Annotated in this window: 12 protein-coding genes; 1 reads left to right on the top strand and 11 read right to left on the bottom strand. The window is 70.6% G+C overall.

Translation table 11 applies throughout. From position 1 onward, the window contains the following. Position 1: 1 nt before the first annotated feature. The 3 genes from ACN4JJ_RS01335 to ACN4JJ_RS01325 form a co-directional block, all read right to left on the bottom strand. Positions 2-640: a TenA family protein gene (locus tag ACN4JJ_RS01335; protein WP_440708105.1), complete on the bottom strand. Its 639-nt coding sequence runs from the start codon at positions 638-640 to the stop codon at positions 2-4. A gap of 4 nt (positions 641-644) precedes the next feature. Continuing rightward, positions 645-1,691, bottom strand: a complete 1,047-nt coding sequence (locus ACN4JJ_RS01330; RefSeq protein WP_440708104.1) for an ABC transporter substrate-binding protein — start codon at positions 1,689-1,691, stop codon at positions 645-647. A 120-nt stretch (positions 1,692-1,811) separates the two neighbouring features. Continuing rightward, a complete protein-coding gene (locus tag ACN4JJ_RS01325) occupies positions 1,812-3,149 on the bottom strand; it encodes an amidohydrolase family protein (protein ID WP_440708103.1) in 1,338 nt (445 codons plus the stop codon). 234 nt (positions 3,150-3,383) lie between these two features. On the opposite strand from ACN4JJ_RS01325, the gene ACN4JJ_RS01320 reads away from it, so the two are divergent. Continuing rightward, complete coding sequence (locus ACN4JJ_RS01320; RefSeq protein ID WP_440708102.1) at positions 3,384-4,760, top strand: amidohydrolase family protein; 1,377 nt, start codon at positions 3,384-3,386, stop codon at positions 4,758-4,760. Between the two features lie 3 nt (positions 4,761-4,763). Here ACN4JJ_RS01320 and ACN4JJ_RS01315 read toward each other — a convergent pair whose 3' ends face one another. The 8 genes from ACN4JJ_RS01315 to ACN4JJ_RS01280 all read right to left on the bottom strand — a co-directional run bounded on the left by ACN4JJ_RS01315 (position 4,764) and on the right by ACN4JJ_RS01280 (position 17,696). Beyond that, the gene (locus tag ACN4JJ_RS01315; RefSeq protein ID WP_440708101.1) at positions 4,764-6,167 is read right to left on the bottom strand and encodes a GMC family oxidoreductase; all 1,404 of its coding nucleotides are present in this window, start codon (positions 6,165-6,167) and stop codon (positions 4,764-4,766) included. Continuing rightward, positions 6,164-7,213: an amidohydrolase family protein gene (locus ACN4JJ_RS01310; RefSeq protein ID WP_440708100.1), complete on the bottom strand. Its 1,050-nt coding sequence runs from the start codon at positions 7,211-7,213 to the stop codon at positions 6,164-6,166. Before ACN4JJ_RS01310 ends, ACN4JJ_RS01315 begins: the two co-directional genes overlap by 4 nt. 55 nt (positions 7,214-7,268) lie before the next feature. Then, on the bottom strand, positions 7,269-8,159 hold the full coding sequence (gene tenA, locus ACN4JJ_RS01305; RefSeq protein ID WP_440708099.1) for a thiaminase II: 891 nt from the start codon (positions 8,157-8,159) through the stop codon (positions 7,269-7,271). Next, complete coding sequence (locus tag ACN4JJ_RS01300; protein WP_440708098.1) at positions 8,156-9,496, bottom strand: NtaA/DmoA family FMN-dependent monooxygenase; 1,341 nt, start codon at positions 9,494-9,496, stop codon at positions 8,156-8,158. Before ACN4JJ_RS01300 ends, tenA begins: the two co-directional genes overlap by 4 nt. Before the next feature lie 114 nt (positions 9,497-9,610). Continuing rightward, positions 9,611-11,869, bottom strand: coding sequence for a S8 family serine peptidase (locus tag ACN4JJ_RS01295; protein WP_440708097.1), 2,259 nt, complete (start codon positions 11,867-11,869; stop codon positions 9,611-9,613). A gap of 191 nt (positions 11,870-12,060) precedes the next feature. Then, positions 12,061-14,052, bottom strand: coding sequence for a YhgE/Pip family protein (locus tag ACN4JJ_RS01290; protein ID WP_440708096.1), 1,992 nt, complete (start codon positions 14,050-14,052; stop codon positions 12,061-12,063). Then, positions 14,049-17,060 carry an MMPL family transporter gene (locus tag ACN4JJ_RS01285; protein ID WP_440708095.1) on the bottom strand — a complete coding sequence of 1,004 codons (3,012 nt, stop codon included), beginning with the start codon at positions 17,058-17,060 and terminating at the stop codon, positions 14,049-14,051. Before ACN4JJ_RS01285 ends, ACN4JJ_RS01290 begins: the two co-directional genes overlap by 4 nt. 51 nt (positions 17,061-17,111) lie before the next feature. Next, positions 17,112-17,696: a TetR/AcrR family transcriptional regulator gene (locus ACN4JJ_RS01280; protein WP_440708094.1), complete on the bottom strand. Its 585-nt coding sequence runs from the start codon at positions 17,694-17,696 to the stop codon at positions 17,112-17,114. Between the last annotated feature and the right edge of the window lie 63 nt (positions 17,697-17,759).

Here is a 17,759-nt window from a genome sequence, read left to right as displayed (position 1 = left end):
CTCAGGCCTCCACTGACTCGGGGGTTTGGTTCCAGAAGCGACGTTCGAGCTCCAGCGCCCGATCGGTGATCGAGACGGCGCGGTCCTCGCTCAGCGAGGCCCGGTCGACCATCCGCAGGTGGCGCTGCACGAGCGCTTGGTACTCGCCGCCCGTGTAGATGTCGATCCATTCGCGGTAGGGTCCGGTCGCCGGGCCCCGCAGCAGGTCGAGCGCGATCCCGTAACCGTGGATGCAGGGCAGCATCGCCACGAGCATCCCGTCGGGGTCGTCGTGGAAGGTGTCGTAGAAGGCGAGGTACTCGCGCGTCTCGGTCGAGGGCCGCAGATCGTCGAAGTCGCAGCCGAACGGGGCGGCGGCCCGCCGGTGGTGATCGAGCTCCACGGCCAGCACCCCATGGGCGAGGGCGACGAAGTACTCCAGCGTCTCGTCGTCGGTGGAAGCGGCGGCGAGCCGGCTGTAGTGCCGGGCGTAGGCCCGGAGGTAGAGGTAGTCCTGCTCGAGGTAGTTGCGGAACAGCGCCGGGTCGAGCGTTCCGGCACGGATGCCGGCGAGCACGGGCAGGTCCGCCCAGCCCGCGACGCTCTCCGCGATGATCGCGGTGAGGCGCGCGGAGAGCGTGCGGGCTGGGCGTCCGGTCATCGGATCAGTCGCTCAGGTACTCGTTGGTGAAGAACGTCGACCAGTCGGGCGCCTCGGTGAGCGTGGTGCCGTTCTCGTCGGCCAGGATGCCGGCATCGAGATAGAACTCACCCAGAGCGGCCCAGCGCTCCTCGGTCATCAGGCCGAAGTCGCCGTTCTCATCGAGCATGTAGTCCGAGGAGAGCATCTCCTGGCTCTTGGTCACCAATTTCGGCTCGGTCAGCACGTCCGGGTTGGCGTCGATCAGGATCTGCGCGGTTCCGTCGGGGTCGGCGATGGCGTCTTCGTAGCCTTTGGCGAGCGCCTGGGTGAAAGCCTTCGTGACCTCGGGGTTCTCGCCCATCCAGGTCTTGTTGCCGAGCACCAGCAGCGCATAGTCGTCCGGGAATCCGTAGTCGGTGTACTTGAAGTACTTCATGGGCGTGCCCTGCAGTTCGGCTTCGATGCCCTCCCAGGTCACGAACGGGATGACGAAGTCGACATCTCCGGAGTACAGGGCCTCGTAGGCGCTGGTGCCGAGGGTGACGTTCTCGAACTCACCGGTTCCGCCGTCGTCCTTGATCACCGTCGAGAGCGTGGGCACCTCGGCGACGCTTCCGAAGCCGGCGTAGGTGAGACCGTCGAGGTCTTTGGGGCTCTTGATCTCGTCGGCGTCCGCCCGCACTCCGATCGCGGTGGCCCAGTGCTGCAGGGGCGCCATGATGGCCTGCACGTCGGCGCCGGCCGCCATCGAGAAGGTGCTCACGTCTTGGAAGCCGATGCCGAAGTCGGCGGCCCCCGCGTCGATCAGGGTCTCGGGGTACGAACCGTTGTAGGGGAGGATCTCCACGTCGAGGCCGGCCTCTTCGAAGTAGCCCTTCTCGATCGCGGTGTACAGACCGGTGTGGTTGGTGTTCGGTGTCCAGTCCAGCGCGAAGGTCACGTGGGTGAGTCCGCCGTCGCCGGCGCCGTCGGTGGATTCTGTGCTGGAGGCGCCGCTGGAGCAGGCGGCGAGCAGGCCGGCGGTGGCGGCCAGCGCCACTCCGGTCGCGAGGTGTCGCTTCTTCATCATTGCTGGGTCCTCTTTCGTGTCGGGCGGTGCAGGGGGCCGTGCGGTGGGAAGGGTGGGACTGGGTCGGGGCCGGACGGCGGGCGGGGATGGTCGGGCGGGTCGGCCGTCGGGCGGATCGGGTCAGGCAGACCGGGTGACGACTTCCATCCGGGACACCGTGCGCCGGAAGGCCTCGTTCGCCTTCCGCACGATCTCGGACTCGTCGACGGTGGTGAGCTCGCGGCCACGCATCAGGATCTTTCCGTCGACGATGGTGGTGTCGACCATCCCGCCGTTCGCGGCGAACACGAGGTGGCTGGTCATGTGCACAGGGGTCTCGCGCAGCATCGGGGTGAACTCCACCGAGTTCGTCTCCACCAGGATGACGTCGGCCTTGGCCCCGACGGCCAGCCGGCCGGTGTCGTGGCCGAGGGCGCGGGATCCGTTGTTCGTGGCCATCCGCAGCACGTCGGCGGCGGGCATCAGCGAGGCGTCCTGCCGCTGGGCGCGGTGCACCAGCGAGGAGTACTTCATCACCTCGAACATGTCGGCCGAGTTGTTGCACTCCACGGCGTCATGACCGAGCCCCACGTTGATGCCGGCGGCCAGCATCTCCGGCACCCGGGCGATGCCGTTGCCGAGCTTGGCGTTCGAGGAGGGGTTGTGCGAGATGTGGGTGCCGGTCTCGGCCATCATCCGGATCTCGTCGTCGTTCAGGTGCACGCAGTGCGCGGCCACGACATCCGGACCCAGCAGCCCCAGCTCGTAGGCGAGCTCGGTGGGCCGCTTGCCGAAACGCTCGAGGCTGTTCTCGACCTCCGACATCGACTCGTTCAGGTGGATGTGGATGCCGATGCCGAGCTCGTCGGCGAGCGCCCGGGTGTCGCGCAGCAGCTCGGGCGAGGCCAGCGGCAGCCACTCGATGCCGAAGCGCACCTGGATCAGGCCGTTGTTCGCCCCGTGGCTGCGGTGGAAGGCGTCGACGTTGTCCTGCAGGGTGTCGAGGCGGAACTCGTCCAGCGCGATGTCGTTGCTCAGCACGGCACGGATGCCCACCACCTCGGCCGCATCGGCCAGCGCGTCGAGCTTGCGGTACATGTCGTTGACGGTGGTGACGCCGGCCTTGATCGACTCGGTGTAGCTGGCCATCGCCGCCCAGTAGGCCGCGTCGTAGTCGAGGGCGCGGATGAGGGGGTACCAGCACTCGTCGAGGTACTCCCAGAGCGGCAGGTGATCGTTGTAGCCCTTGCCGAGCGCGGTGTGGAAGTGCAGGTCGACCAGACCCGGCATGACGATCTTGTCGGTGGCGTCGATGACGGTGTCGCCGTCTCGTTCCTCGCCGATCGCGGCGGGGGCGTCGGCGTCCTGTCCGATCCACGCGATGCGGTCGCCGTCGATCACCACGGCGCCGTTCTCGAGGTACGTTCCCGCGTCATCCAGCGTGAGGATCATGCCGTTTCGGATGATGGTGCGGGGCATCGGGTGGTCCTCCGGATCGGTCGTGAGCGTCTTTCAGATCTAAGATCTTATTTAGAGGCTACGGTCACCGAGGGGCCCTTTCAAGCCGATTCGATCACTGTTCACACGCGGTAACACGCCCGAAACACGAGGCCGGTGATCCCGCGGCCAGGGGTGACCCGGCCTGGAACAGGCACGAAACATGGGCTGGCTAGGGTGTGAGGCGCACGCCCGATCCGACCCGATAGGAGCACCATGTCCCTGCTGGTGACCAACGCCCGACTCATCACCGTTCCGGCCGGCAGCGACGACGCCGGGTACATCGAGCGCGGCTGGATGCTCGTCGAGGACGGGCGGATCGCCGCCATCGGGGCGGGCGACGCGCCGGCCTCGGCAACCACGGCGGATGAGACGCTCGACGCGGCCGGCGCCTTCGTGGCGCCCGGCTTCGTGTCGTCGCACTCGCACCTGTTCACGAGCGGGCTGCGTGGCCTCGGCGTGGCCGAGACTCTCTACGGCTGGTGCGACGCGATGCTCGGCACCACCGCGCACGCCTCCCCCGACGACATCTACTGGTCGACGCTGCACGGGGCGATCGACTTCCTCGGCAACGGGGTCACGACGGCGTACAACTTCACCGATCCGCTGCAGGCCTGGGAGCGGATGGTGGAGGGCAAGCGCACCGGCACCGCGGGCATGCGCGATCTCGAGTACCACACGCGCCAGGCCGACGGATGCCACGATGCCGGCATCCGCTTCGTCGACTCCATCGGGATGGATGCGACCGTCGGCAGCGACGAGGAGATCTACGACCGTTTCGCCGCGCAGGTGGCGCACACCCGGGCGCTCTCGCCCGAGCTCGCGCTGGGCGCCTCGATCATGGGCCAGGTGCAGTGGTCGCCGCGGGAGGACGCCGCGTGGATCGAGGTCGAGGCGATGAAGCGCTTCGGCGTGACGAACCAGGCGCACTTCCTCGAGTCGCCCGAGGCGATCGAGCTTCAGCAGGCGAAGTTCGCGCAGTACCGGGATGCCGGCGCGCTGGGCCCCGGGATGATGTTCGGTCACTTCATCCAGACCACGCCCGAGATCATCGAGCAGGCCGCCGCCGGGGGTGCCGCTATGTCGTGGCAGCCCGCCTCGAACGGCCGCCTCGCTTCCGGGGTCGCGCTCGTGCCCGAGATGATCGCGATGGGGATGAAGGTGGGGATGGGGCTCGACGACCAGGCCTGCACCGACGTCTCCGACCCGTGGCAGAACATGCGGATGGGCATCGCGATGCAGCGCGCCCGCACCAAGGACCCGCTGTCGATGATGCCCGAGCAGGTGCTGCGACTGCACACCCTCGGGGGCGCCGAGATCATGGGCGTGGACGACCGGGTGGGCAGTCTCGAGGTGGGCAAGTTCGCCGACTTCGTGGTGGTCGATCCGCGCCGGCCCGACATGGGACCGCTGTGGCATCCGGTGCGCAACTACGTGCTCTCCAGCAGCCTGCGCAACCTCAAGAAGGTGTACGTCGGCGGCGTCCTCGTCTCCGAGGACGGCGTCTCGGCCAATCCGCTGGCCGCCGAGGCCTCGGCGCACGTCCACCGCTCCCTGCCGGCCATCGCCGCGAGCCACGGCCACCCGCACTGACGGTCAGAGGCGCTCGTCGTCGATCACGAGGCCGGCACCGAGCCAGCCGACGGCCATCGTGACCAGGTTGGGGCCGGCGTCGTGGATGCGCGGGTAGACCGAGGCGTCGATGATCTTGAGGCCCTCGGTGCCGAACACGTTCAGGCGGCGGTCGACCACGCGGTCGATTCCGCACGAGCCGACCGGGTGGTTGTAGGTCTCGACCTTCTCGCGCAGGCGCGGAATCAGATCGGCGGTCTTCCACCAGGCGTCCGCCGGCACGGTCACGATGCCCTCGTCGGCCATCGCGTCGATCACGTCGGCCGTCTTCCGCACGGCGAGCGCCATCCGCTCCGCATCGCTGTCGGTGGCGAGGTGGCCGAGGCGGATGCGCCCGCGGTCGGCGTCGCGGCCATCCGCGATGCGGGTGATGCTCCCTCGCGCATCCGGCTGCATGAGCGCGACCGAGACGCTGTAGGAGGCGCGGGGCGCCGAGCGGTCGTAGAGCCAGGTCGAGAAGGGGAAGACCTGGAACTCGTCGGCGGGATCGTCGGCCACACCGGCCCGCAACAGCGAACCGCTCACCGGGCGCGCGAAGACGTCGGCCTCGTCGCGCGCCAGCACGTCCATCATCAGCCAGGGATGGTCTTGCAGGCCCTGGCCGATGCCGGGCAGGTCGAAGCCCGAACGCCAGAGCAGCTCCGGGGTGCCGTAGGCGCCCCCGGCGATGATGACGAGATCGGCCTTGATCGTCTCGACCCCGTCGGGGCCTTCGACCTCCACGCCCACCGCGCGCCGCGTACCGCCGGTGGTCCCCTCCATCAGCACCCGACGCACGAAGGTGCGGTCCCGGAGCGTGACCCGCGAGCGCACGAGGGGCATCACGGCGGCGAGCGCGCCCCAGCGCCCCTCGTCGACGCGGTTGGTGGGCCAGGGTCCCACCCCCTGCGTGCCGGGGGCGTTGTGGTCGGCGCAATCCGGATGCCCGTTCCGCTGTGAGGCGGCGGCGAACGCGTCGTCGAGCGGACTCTGGGAGAGGCGGGTGACACGGATAGGGCCCGCGTCACCGTGGTAGGGCTGCTCGCCGAACTGCTCGTCGGTCTCGATCGCCCGCAGTCCCGGCAGCAGGTCGTTCCACTGCCAGCCCTCGCCCCAGGCCTCGAAGCCGCTCGGCTGGCCGCGCGATCCGGCTGCCGCGTTCACGCTCGAGCCGCCGCCGAGCACCTTGCCGCGCACCAGGTGACGGCCCGAGTCGAGGTCGGTGTAGTCCCAGTCGGCATCCGGGAACGCGTGCTCGTGCAGGAACCGGCGCGGTACCGGGTCGCCCGGGTCGACGCCGGCTTCGATCAGGGTGACCTCGGCGAGGTCGGCGAGCCGGTGCGCGGCCAGGATGCCGCCGTTGCCGCCGCCGGCGATGACGATCTTCATGCGGTCACCCCCGCATCCGTCGCCTCGGGCTGCTCCAGCCCGAGGAGGACGGCGAAGTTGCCGCCCATCACCCCGTCGAGCTTGTGCTGCGGAATCGGGTCGAGCCCGAGCGCGGCGGCCTCCTCGTTCACGGTCAGCAGCTTGGCCCGCAGGCCCACCGGGTCGTACAGGAAGCCCGGGAAGTCGGTGCCGAACATGATCTTCTCCAGCGGCACGAAGAACGGCTCGGCACGGTGCAGGTAGAGGAAGAGGTCGCGGCGGGTGATCGTGGCGATGTGATAGCTGATCTCGGTGTAGAAGTTCGGATGCTTGGTGAGCATGAACATCGCCTCCTCGATCCACGGGATGCCGCAGTGCGCGATGATCACCTTCAGGTCGCGAAAGTTGCGGCCGATGTCGTCCAGCAGCGCCGGCCGGCCGTACTCCATCTTCGCGTCGATGCGGGTGGACCCCGCCTGGTGGATCATCACCGGGATGCCCAGGTCGCGCGCCGCCTCCAGCACCGGGAAGGCGAGGTCGCGGTCGACCGGCGACCAGTGCTGATACATCGGGTAGAGCTTCACGCCCTTGAGCCCGTCCTCCTGCACGGCCCGAGCCAGCTCGTCGACGGCGGCCTTCACACCGCGATAGGCCGGGTTCACCGAGGCGAAGCCGATGATCTTGTCGGGCTCGGCGCGCACGCATCCCGCGATGTACTCGTTGCAGCGCTCCGGATGCTGCTCGCCCGTCACGTCGGTCTGGCCGAGCACGTCGACCGTGCCCATCAGGCGCCCCTCGAGGTACTGCGGGCTGACGGCGAGGGCCACGATCTTGTCGAATCCCGGATGCGCCGCGACCGTCTCGTGCGGACCGACGACCCCGAACCCGTCCTTGCCCTCCGCGGCCTCGATCTCCTCCCACTCGTGGTCGACCGGGCAGCGATGGCTCGGCAGCTTGCCCTCGGCACGGTAGATGGTGAGCGAGCCCTCCCGGCCGTAGCGCTTGGTGAAGGCGGCATCCGTGCCCATCGAGAGGATGTGGGTGTGGGCGTCGATCTGCAGGGTCATGGCGGTGCTCTCTTGCTCGGTGCGTTCCGGGGTGGGGCGGTTCGGTGCGGTTCGGTCAGTCCGTGAGGTCGGGCCAGGTGCTCCCGGTGAAGCCCTGATCCCAGAACTGGCGCTCGAGGCGGCACCCCGTGACGAAGATGTCGGCGGCGCGCCGGCGGGCGGGTTCGGGCATGGCCGCGAGCTCGCGGTCGAACGAGTCGCGCAGAGTGGTGACCACCGCGTCGTAGGCGTCGCTGGAGAAGAACGCGATCCAGCCGCTGTAGACCGGATGCTCGACGGCCCCCGCGGCGAGACCGCGCGCGATCTCGCCGTAGCTCCACGCACAGGGCAGCAGCGCCGCCGCGATGTCGTTCGCGTCGCCGTTCGCCGCGACCGACAGCAACCACGAGGTGTAGGCGACCGTGGCGGGAGCGCGGATGCCCTCGCGGGCGGGGCCGGCGCCGGCCAGGTCGATCACGGCGGCGAGCATCCGCTCGTTCTGCGGAATCTCGACCTGCACGATGTTGACGAGCGCCTCGGTGTATTCGGCCAGCACGACGCCGTCGGGCGAGCGCGAGGCGCCCACCGCGAGCATGCGCGCGTAGTCGGGCAGGTAGAGCAGGTTCTGGGTGACGTAGAAGCGGAACCGCTCCAGGGGCAGGCTCGCGTCGGCGAGTCCCGCGGGGAACGGATGCTCGATCAGCGCGTTCCAGAGGCCGCCGACCGAGTCGCGGAGCTCGGCCGTGGTGGCGGGAGCCGGCGCGGCCGTGGCGGGAGCCGGCGCGGCTGTGGCGGGAGCCGGCGCGGCCGTGGCGGGAGCCGGCGCGGCTGTGGCGGGAGCCGGCGCGGCCGTGGCGGGAGCCGGCGCGGCTGTGGCGGGAGCCGGCGCGGCCGTGGCGGGAGCCGGCGCGGTCGTGGCGGGAGCCGGCGCGGCCGTGGCGGGAGCGCTCGAAGCAGGGGCGTTCATGCCGGCACCCGCAGACGCTCGCCGAAGTGGCCGCGCAGCGTCGATCCGCTGTACTCGGTGCGGAACACCCCGCGCTGCTGCAGTTCGGGCACCACCCGGTCGACGAACTCCTCGATGCCCTCCGGCAGGGTCGACGCGTTCACGTTGAAGCCGTCGGCGGCGCGCCCGTCGAACCAGCGCACCAGCTCGTCGGCGATCGAGGACGCCGTCCCCACGCAGGTGAAGTGGCCGCCGCCGGCGGAGATCCGTTCGAGCATGGTGCCCACGGTCACCTTCTGCCCGTCGTCGTCGACCGAGAGCGTCTGCATCATCACGTAGCGTCCTTTCGGGCCCGGGAAGTCGTCGAGCGGTGGCAGCTCCGGCATCCGCTCGTTCGGATCGAGCCGCGAGCAGTCCATGCCGATGTAGCCGCCGAGCACGGCGAGCTGGCGGTCGAGCGACTTGAGCGAGTCGAGGAACCGCTTCTTGTCGACGGCCTCGGCCTGGGTGTCGCCGATGACGGTGACGACCCCCGGCAGCACCACGATGTCGTGCTCGTCGCGGCCGTGCTCGCGGGTGCGGCGCTTGATGTCCTCGTAGTAGTCGCGGGCGTCTTCGATCGTGGAGCCGATGCCGTAGATGCCCTCGGCGTAGCGCGCGGCGAGGTCCCGGCCCTGCGGCGAGGCACCGGCCTGCACCATCACCGGGCGGCCCTGGTCGCTCATCGGGATGTTGAGCGGGCCCTCCAGCTCGAACGCGGCGCCGTGGTGGGAGATCGGGCGGAAGGCGGAGGGGGTGAGGAAGTCGCCGCCGACTTTGTCCATCCGCACGGCGTCGCGCGGGTAGCTCTGCCAGAGGGCGAGCAGCACCTCGGCGAACTCCTGCGCCCGGGCGTACCGCTCGGCGGGCGGCAGCAGCGCCGCCATCCCGTGCAGCGGCGCCTCGGCGTCGCTCTGCGAGGTGACCAGGTTCACGCCCGCCCGGCCCCCGCTCAGCAGGTCGAGCGAGGCCAGCGACCGCGCGGCGTTGTACGGGTCGTGGAACGAGGCGGACATCGTGCCGATCAGGCCGATGTTCGTGGTCGTGGCGGCGATGTAGGAGAGCAGCGAGATCGGCTCGAACATCGACGCGGCGCTGTTGTGCAGGCCGCCGAAGTACGCCAGGTGCGAGTCGGCCAGGAAGACGGCATCGAAGAGCCCGCGCTCGCAGGTCTGCGCGAGCGACGCGAAGGTGTCGGGATCGAAGGCGCTCTCGACGCTCGTCCCCGGTCGCTGCCAGGCTGCCGGATGATGCCCGTACAGCCTCATGAAGAGGTTCAGATGGAGCATGCGGCCGCCAGGCCCGTCGTCTGTCGACATCGTCCGCGCCTCCTAGATCTATTTGAGATCTAGGATCTAATATTCCGGTTACAGCGAGGTCACGTCGTCGTTTCGATCACGTTGCGAGTCCGGACCGCCGTCATCCCCCGCCGCTCACTCGGGGCGTCGGCCGGCGCCGCGAAGGCGAGTGCGGCCGCGGGTGCGCACGAGCAGCAACGCGCCACCGGCCGCGAGCGCCGCGACGGCGGCGAGCGCGACGGCTCCGAGCGGCTCGGACGCCTCACCCGTGGCGGCCAGGCGCGGGCTGTCCGGCACCGCAGCCGGCACCGGTGCGGGCGCCGCCGGCAGTGCGGCGAGCGCGGCGGCGGCATCCACGAGTCCGCTGCCCCACACGTTCTCATCGCTCACGCCGTAGCTCCAGCGCTGGGCGGGAAGCGGCACGGCGGTCGACTCGAACGCCGCGCGCAGCTCGCCCACGGTCGCCTCGGGCGAGTGCTGCAGAGCGAGGGCTGCCACACCGGCGATGTTCGGCGCCGCCGCCGACGTGCCTGAGAAGTAGTACCCCTCCAGAGGCCCCGAGGGCACGTAGGTGCCGAAGAACGTGTTCTGCACCTGGTCGACGCCCACGACGTCGGGCTTCACCAGCACCGTCGGCTCGGCCAGTCTCTCGGCCGCCTTGTGCCGCTCCGTCTCGACGGGGCCGAAGAGGTACCGCGCCGGTCCGGTGCCCGAGTACGGCTCCATCTCGGTCGGCACGAAGGCCGGTGCGGCACCGATCGTGAAGGTGCTCGGGTCGGCCGGATGCGCGAACACCGAGGGGCCGATGGTCACTCCGGCGGGCCACTCGCCCGAGTACTCGATGTTCGCCACGCCGGCGTCGTCGAGCGCGAAGATCATCTTCACTCCCGGCTGCTGCGGAGTGCCGTGGTTGGTCACCCGGGCGAGCACGACGCCGTAGGTGCCGTTCGAGCCGGGCGGAGTGATCACCTGGGCCAGGCTGGCGGGCACATCGGCGCCGAGGGTGCTCGAGGTGCCCAGCACCACCGGCGCGGCATCCGCCGACGCCTTGAACACGACGAACGGCACGATGGTGGTCTGCAGCCCGTCGACCGGCTCGGTCCACTGCGCCACGATGTTGATGGGGTTCACCGGGTCGCCCACGTCGAACTGGGCGATCAGCAGCGGGTCGGCCTTCGCACCGTCGGGGGCGAAGTCGTTGCAGTCGAAGGTGTCGTGCGCGAAGTGCGTCTTCGCGTACTCGGCCACGGCCGGGATGCACTCGGTGGGCCGGTAGGCCTCGGCCTCCCACGACCCGACGCTCCGGTAGGCCGGGTCGGTGCCGATCGTGCCGATGCTGTTCTCGTTCTGCGCCGCGGCGATGTAGAGCACGCCCTGCTCGGTGACCTTCCGGATGGTCTGGGCGATCAGGCCCTGCTGGTACCAGGGCTCGTCGTACTGCACCGCGTCGTCGACGATCACGTCGGCGCCGTCGCGCTGCAGCTTCAGGATGCTGTCGGCGAACTCCGCATCCGTCACCCCCATCGTCGAGAAGCTCAGGGTGGCGCCGGGGGCGATGCCGTGCACGACCTGGGCCATCGCCCGGCCCTCGTCGGTGGCCTTCAGCAGCTTCGGGTTCTCCTGCTCGAGCACCGTCACGGGCGTGGTGTAGCCGCAGGGGTTGCCGGGCCCGGGGAGGCTGCCGACCAGCACGTCGGGCTCGGACGGGCCGCTGAGGTCGAAGGAGTTCGAGATGATGCCCACGCGCACGCCGGTGCCGTCGACGCCGAATTCTGCGCGCGCGAGGTCGGCCTTCAGCGGCGCGGCGGAGTTGACCGGGATGCTGCGGCAGCTCGCGGCGGCCGGTGCGGGGCCGGCCGTGGATCCGGCGGCGGCGCCCGCCTCGGCGGCCCCGGTCACGTCGTCGGGCGTGGTGAGCGTGGCGGCGCCCGTCACGGCCGGGGTGAGGGCCGGGTTCACGGCCGCGACACCGGGCAGGGCGGCGAGCGCCGCGAAGCTCTCGGGGGTGGCGTACGCCACGATGGTCGGCGCACTCTCGGTGACCGAGCGCACCTCGGCGAGTGCGGAGACGGCGTCGACCGCGGCCTCCTGCTCGGCTCGACCGGTGAAGCGGATGTCGACCACCACGCGGTCGGCGTCGTCGACGACGAGGCTGCCGGATCCCTCGGCCGGGAGCCCGGCGGCCAACGCGCCCTCCGCCGAACCCGGTGAGGTTCCGGATGCGGCGAGCCGCTCGAGCGCCGAGGCCAGCACGCCGTCGGAGCTGACGACGGAGCCGCCGGCGGGAGCGGGATCGGCGTGCGCTGCGGCCGGCACCGCCACCAGAGCGCCCAGTACGACGGCGGCGGCCACCGCGGCGGCCAGGCGGCCGGCCCTCCCGTGGCTGCCCGGCATGCCGTGGTTGTTCAGACCACTCCGGATCGGACGATTCGAGACGGCGCGCAGCACGGATTCCCCCAGACTTCCGCACGACCCCTCCGGTGCGGACCGCGATCATCCTAGCGAATCCGGGACGTCGCTCGGCAAGGGCTGCGGCGGTCGGGTTCGCACTGCGGCGGTCCGGTCGGTACCGCGGCGGCGGCAGCTCAGCGCGAGGGTGCGGGAACCGGACCCGGCCGCAGCGCGGCCTGCGCCCGGGCACGCGGTGGGGCCGGCAGGGGTGTGCGCCGGGGCACGAGCCAGCCGAGCTCGACGGGTCGGCGCCGGCGGGCCAGCGCCACACCCGAGAGCAGGATGCTCGCCACCAGGATCGCGCCCATCACGAGGGCCGCCGTGAGCACGACTCCGACGTCACCGCCGGTCAGGATGGTCTGTATTCCCGAGACGGCATACGCGAGCGGACTGATCGCACTGATCGCCTGGAACGGACCCGACAGCAGCTCCACCGGGTACAGCCCGCCGGTCGCCGCGAGCTGCAGGGCGAGCAGCACGAGCGAGACGATCGCCCCCACCCGCCCGAAGGCCGTCGTGAGCAGCTGGTGGAACGCGGTGAACGCCAGCGCCACGATCAGCGAGAAGCCGAGCGTCGCCGGCAGCGAACTCCAGGCCACCCCGAGGAACAGGTGCAGGAAGGCCACCAGCAACGCCGCCTGCGCCGCCGCGAACACGGCCGCCCGGCCGAAGGTGCGCACGGTCAGGCGCGCGGTGCTCACCGAGCTGGCCAGCACCCCCTTGGAGAACGGCCGCAGCCACAGGAACAGCGCGAGCGCGCCGATCCAGAGGGCGGTCGGCAGCAGGATCGTCGACACGATCTGACCCACGGCGGTCACCTGGTTGGCGGTGCTCACGTCGACCTTCACCGGCTGCGCGATCACGTCGGCCGCCGCCTGGGTGTCGCCCGAGGTGCTGCCGCCGAGCTGGTCGGCCCCGGTCTGCAGGCCGGAGGCCAGGGTGCGGGCGCCGTCGCCGAGCTGGGTGGCGCCGCTGCTCAGCTGCTGCGCTCCCGGCACGGTCTGCTGCACCCCGGCGGCGAGCTGGCTCACGCCGTCGGCGAGACCGGATGCCCCGGAGGCGAGCTCGGGGCCGTTGGCCGCGAGAGTATCGGCACCGGCCGCCGCCTGGGCGATGCCGTCGGAGAGGGCGCCGAGTCCGCCGATGCTGCTGCCGAGCGGGTACGTGTCGGCGATGTATTGCGCCGTGCCGAGGCTCGTTGCAGCGTCGGTCAGTGACTTCTGCGCCGCAGCCGGATCGGTCGCAAGCTGCTGGAGACCGGCCTGAAGACTCGTGTTGGCGGCGCTGACGTTGCTCGAGTACTGCGTGAACAAGTCGTTGAGTCCGCCGAGCCCGCTCGTCTGCGAGGCGATCGTGTCCAGCCCCGTCGACAGGCTCGACACGCCGCCCGTGTACGCAGCGACGCCGTCCGAGAGCTGCGTGGCCCCGGAGGCGGCGGTCGTGGCTCCGGCGCCCAGCTGGTTCAGGCCGTCGGCCAGCTGCGCCGATCCGGAGGCCAGCCCGTCGGCCCCGGTCGCCAGCTGCGTGGCACCGTTCGCGGCATCCGTGAGGCTCGTGCCCACCGTGCCGAAACTCGTGTAGATGCCGTTGACGACCTGCGCCGTGACGGTCTGCCCGAAGCCGGCCTGCACGGCCGAGGCGACCGTGGAGGCGACGACGCCGGAGAGGTAGCCGTGCGACGCATCCGTGCGGATGTCGATCAAGCCCTGCTCGGGAGTCGGGGTCGCCAGCGTGTTGATGGTCGCCGAGAAGTCCTTCGGGATGGTCAGCACGGCGTAGTAGGTGCCGTCGGCCAGGCCCGCCGCCGCGTCATCCGCGTTGGTGAGCTGCCAGTCGAAGCCGCTGGACGTGCCGGTGAGCTCGGTCACCACGGCGCGGCCCGCGAAGTTCACGGTCTGGGTGCCGTCGGCCGCCGTGGTGGTGGTCATCTCGTCGTCGTTCACGATGGCCGCCGGGACCGTGTCGATGTTCGTGTCGGCGTTCGCGAGCGCGCCGGCGAACAGCCCGTTCACGGCCAGCGGCGTGAAGATCACCGCGAGGGCCGCCAGCACGGCGAGCACCAGCTTGGTGCGGCGGCGCATCCGGGGCGTGGGGGTGGCGTGTGCGGTCGATTCCGGGGTGCTCATCGCACGATTCCTTTCGAGTCCGACAGATCGGAGGTGGTGGGCGGTGCGCTCAGGTCGATGCGCACGAGCGGCCGGTCGCCCACGGTGGCCGCGTGCAGCGCGGGTTCCTCCTCGAGGCCGATCAGCACGGCGGTGCCGGGATCGGCGATCCCCGCCACCGCGCCGGCGAAGGCCGGGCTGGCCGGATGCGCGAAGTCGCCGTCGCCCGCATCCACCACCAGCAGCTCGGCCCCGTCGGCCACGCCGAGCGCCACGAACAGCAGCGAGAGCGCGAGCGGTGAGAGCTCGCCGAGGGTGCGGTGGATGTCGATCGGCGACTCCCCCTCCACCGTGGCGAGCGAGGCGTTGATGCGGGAGACCAGCAGCTCGGCCGATCCGCGGGGAACCCGACGGAACCAGGGCCTCGCCAGCCGCAGCCGCTCGCCGAGGGCGTCGCCGACGGCGGTCGAGGTGTCGAGGCGGCGCGAGTCGAGATCGACCAGAGTCACCCGCTTCACGACCGAGCCGGACTCCGAGGGCAGCGAGGCGCCGAGCACCTGCAGGTGCCCGCTCTCGGGTGCGATCCGCCCGGCGACGGCCGCCCCCACGAGCCGGCGGGCGGCGGTCGGTCCGGTCAGCACGCCCACCGAGCCGCGCGGCAGCGAGAAGTTCGCCGTCACGCCGGCGCCCGGCACCACGAGGTCTTCGGCCGTCACCGCGTCGCCGGTGTGCGCCGCGGCCCACTCCGTCTCGCCGATGTGGCCGCGCAGGCTCTCGCCCTCCACGTCGACGTTCGGCAGGATGCGATCGAGCCAGCGCGGCAGGTACCAGGCCTTGGCGCCGAGCAGGGTCATCACAGCGGGCACCAGCGTCATCCGCACCAGGAAGGCGTCGACGAACACACCCACGGCCAGCGCCAGCGCGATCGCCTTGATCGGCCCGTCGCCCTCGGGAACGAAGGCGAAGAACACGAAGAACATGATCAGCGCGGCGGCCGTCACCACCCGGGCGCCGTGCTGGAAGCCGATCCGCACCGCCCGTCTGGCGTCCCGCGTCTTCACGTACTCCTCGCGCATGCCCGACACGAGGAAGACCTCGTAGTCCATGGCCAGCCCGAACAGGATGGCCATCAGCAGAATCGGCAGGAAGCTGATGATCGGTCCGGTGGCGTGCACGTTCAGCAGGTCGTTGAACCAGCCGTCCTGGAACACGGCCACCGTCACACCGAACGAGGCGCCGACCGTGAGCACGAAGCCGAGCGCCGCCTTGACGGGCACCGCGATCGAGCGGAACACCATCGCGAGCAGGATGATCGACAGCCCGATCACGAGCACACCGAACGGCAGCAGCGCGCCGGTGAGCTGGTTCGACACGTCGATGGCGACGGCGGTCTGGCCGCTCACCGTGAACGGGGTGCCGTAATCCGCCTCGATCTCGCCCTTCATCTCGCGCAACCGCTCGACCAGCGCCTTGGTGGCGGGGTCGTCGGGCGCGGTGGTGGGGATCACCTGGAAGATCGCGGTGTCGAGCGTCTCGTCGGGCAGGCCGGGGCCCACCGTGGCGACGCCCTCCACCGACTCCAGCTCGCTCCGGATGCCCGCGAGGTCGTCTTGGATGGCCGTCGTCTGCGTGATGTCGGCCACCACCACGATGGTGCCGTTGTAGCCGGGACCGAACTTGTCGGCGACGGTGTCGTAGGCCGTGCGCGCCGAGCTGCCCTCGGGCTGGCTGGCCGCGGTCGGCAGGTTGAGGTCGAGGCTGAAGGCCGGCAGCGCGACCGTGCCGAGCAGGCCGATCACGGCGACGATGAACACGATCGGCGCCTTCATCACGAGCGCGACCCAGCGGCCGCCGAGGCTCGGCTTGAGGGGCTTAGCGGGCTTGCCGGGCTTCGCGGATGCCGCCTCCGCGGTGGTCTCGCCAGCCGGCGTGTGCACGGCGGCAGTCGCATCCGTCGTGCCCTCCGCGTCGTGCTCGGCGGCGGCGAGCGCCCGCCGGGCCGCGCGCGACCCCGGCTTGGGGATGAGCCGCCCCTTCGCCAGGCCCAGGATGGCGGGCAGCAGCGTGATGGCGATCGAGACGGCGGCGAACACCGCGAACGCGGCGCCGACACCCATCACCGACAGGAACGGGATGCCCACCACGAGCAGTCCGAGCAGCGCGATGATGACCGTGAGGCCGGCGAACACCACGGCGCCACCGGCGGTCGCGACCGATTGCGCCGCCGACTCCTCCGGATCCATCCCCTGCGCCAACTGACTTCGATGGCGCGACAGGATGAACAGCGCGTAGTCGATACCGACCGCGAGGCCGATCATCACGGCCAGCATCGGCGCGGTGCTGGAGACCGTGGTGATGCTCGCGACCGCCATGATGGCCCCGGTGGAGATGCCCACACCGAGCAGCGCGGTGAGCAGCGGCAGGCCGGCGGCGAGCAGCGAGCCGAAGGTGATGAAGAGCACCACGCCGGCGAACAGCACGCCGATGCCCTCGGTGGGTGTGAGCCCGAACGTGGTGCTGGTGAACACCTCGCCGCCGTAGGAGACCTGCATGCCGTCGGAGGTGAGCGAGTCGCCGGCGGTCTGCACCTGCTCGACGGTCCCATCCGTCACATCCGTCGCCGGCCCGTCGAACTGCACCTTGATGAGCGCGGTCGTGCCGTCTTCGGAGATCGCGTTGGTGGCGTACTCGGAGTACGGCGAGATGACGGCGGCGACCTGGTCGAGCTCGCCGAGGTCGTCGGAGACGTCGGAGATCTCCTGCTTCACGTCGTCGTCGTTGACGGATGCGCCCTCGGGGGCGACCACCACGACGGTGCCGGCGGCTCCGGCGGCCGAGGGGAACAGCTTGTCGAGCGTGTCGATGGTCTGCTGCGACTCGGTTCCCGGGATGGTGAAGCTCTCCTGGAACTGCCCGCCGAGCGCGAGGCCTCCGCCGAGCAGAGCGCCGAGCGCGAGCACCCAGGCCAGCACGACGTACCAGGCCTTGCGGTACGCGAAGCGGCCGATGCGGTAGAGCAGGGTGGCCATGGGGAAGCTCCTCGGGTGTTCGGGTTCGTGTGACGCGCGATGCGACGACGGTCAGGAGGACAGCGGGACGATCAGTTCGCCGACGACGTCGATGAGGGCTTCCCTGACCTCGTCGATGTCGTCGATCTCGGTGAGGCTGGGGCGCGACGCCACCAGGATGTAGGCGGCACCGGCCAGGGCCACACCCAGACGGATGCGCTGCTTGGTGGTGGGCAGGTCGGACATGAACGACTCGCCGATGCGCTGGATGAGCCCCGTGGCGCGATCGACCATCGGGATATCGGAGAGCGTCTGCCCCTGGTTGATGATGATGTGGGCGGCGAGCCGGTGCTCCAGCAGGAGGTCGACGAAGTCGGCGGTGAACTGCGTGCGCTGCCCGTGCGAGGTGACCTTCTCGACGATCGATCCGAGGAACTCGTCCAGCTCGGCCACCGAGGGCGCCAGCGCCTCCTCGAACAGCGCTTCCTTCGAGCGGAAGTGGTAGAGCACGCTCGACTTGGAGTAGCCGGCCGCCTCCGCGATCTGCTGCAGGCTCGTGCCGGAGTAGCCGTTCTCGGCGAACATCTCGAGTGCGATGGCACGCAGCTCGGCCGCGACATCGGTCTGCGGGCGGGCGATCGGCTGGTTGCTGGGCACGTCCTCCACCGTATGCTGACCGATCGGTCAGCGCCTGCACGATCGGTCAGATTCGAAGAAACC

This window comes from Herbiconiux dendrobii (genome assembly GCF_052048175.1).
GTDB lineage: Bacteria > Actinomycetota > Actinomycetes > Actinomycetales > Microbacteriaceae > Herbiconiux.
Note: the sequence above shows the minus strand (reverse complement) of the source record. Positions and strands in the feature narration are given on the sequence as shown.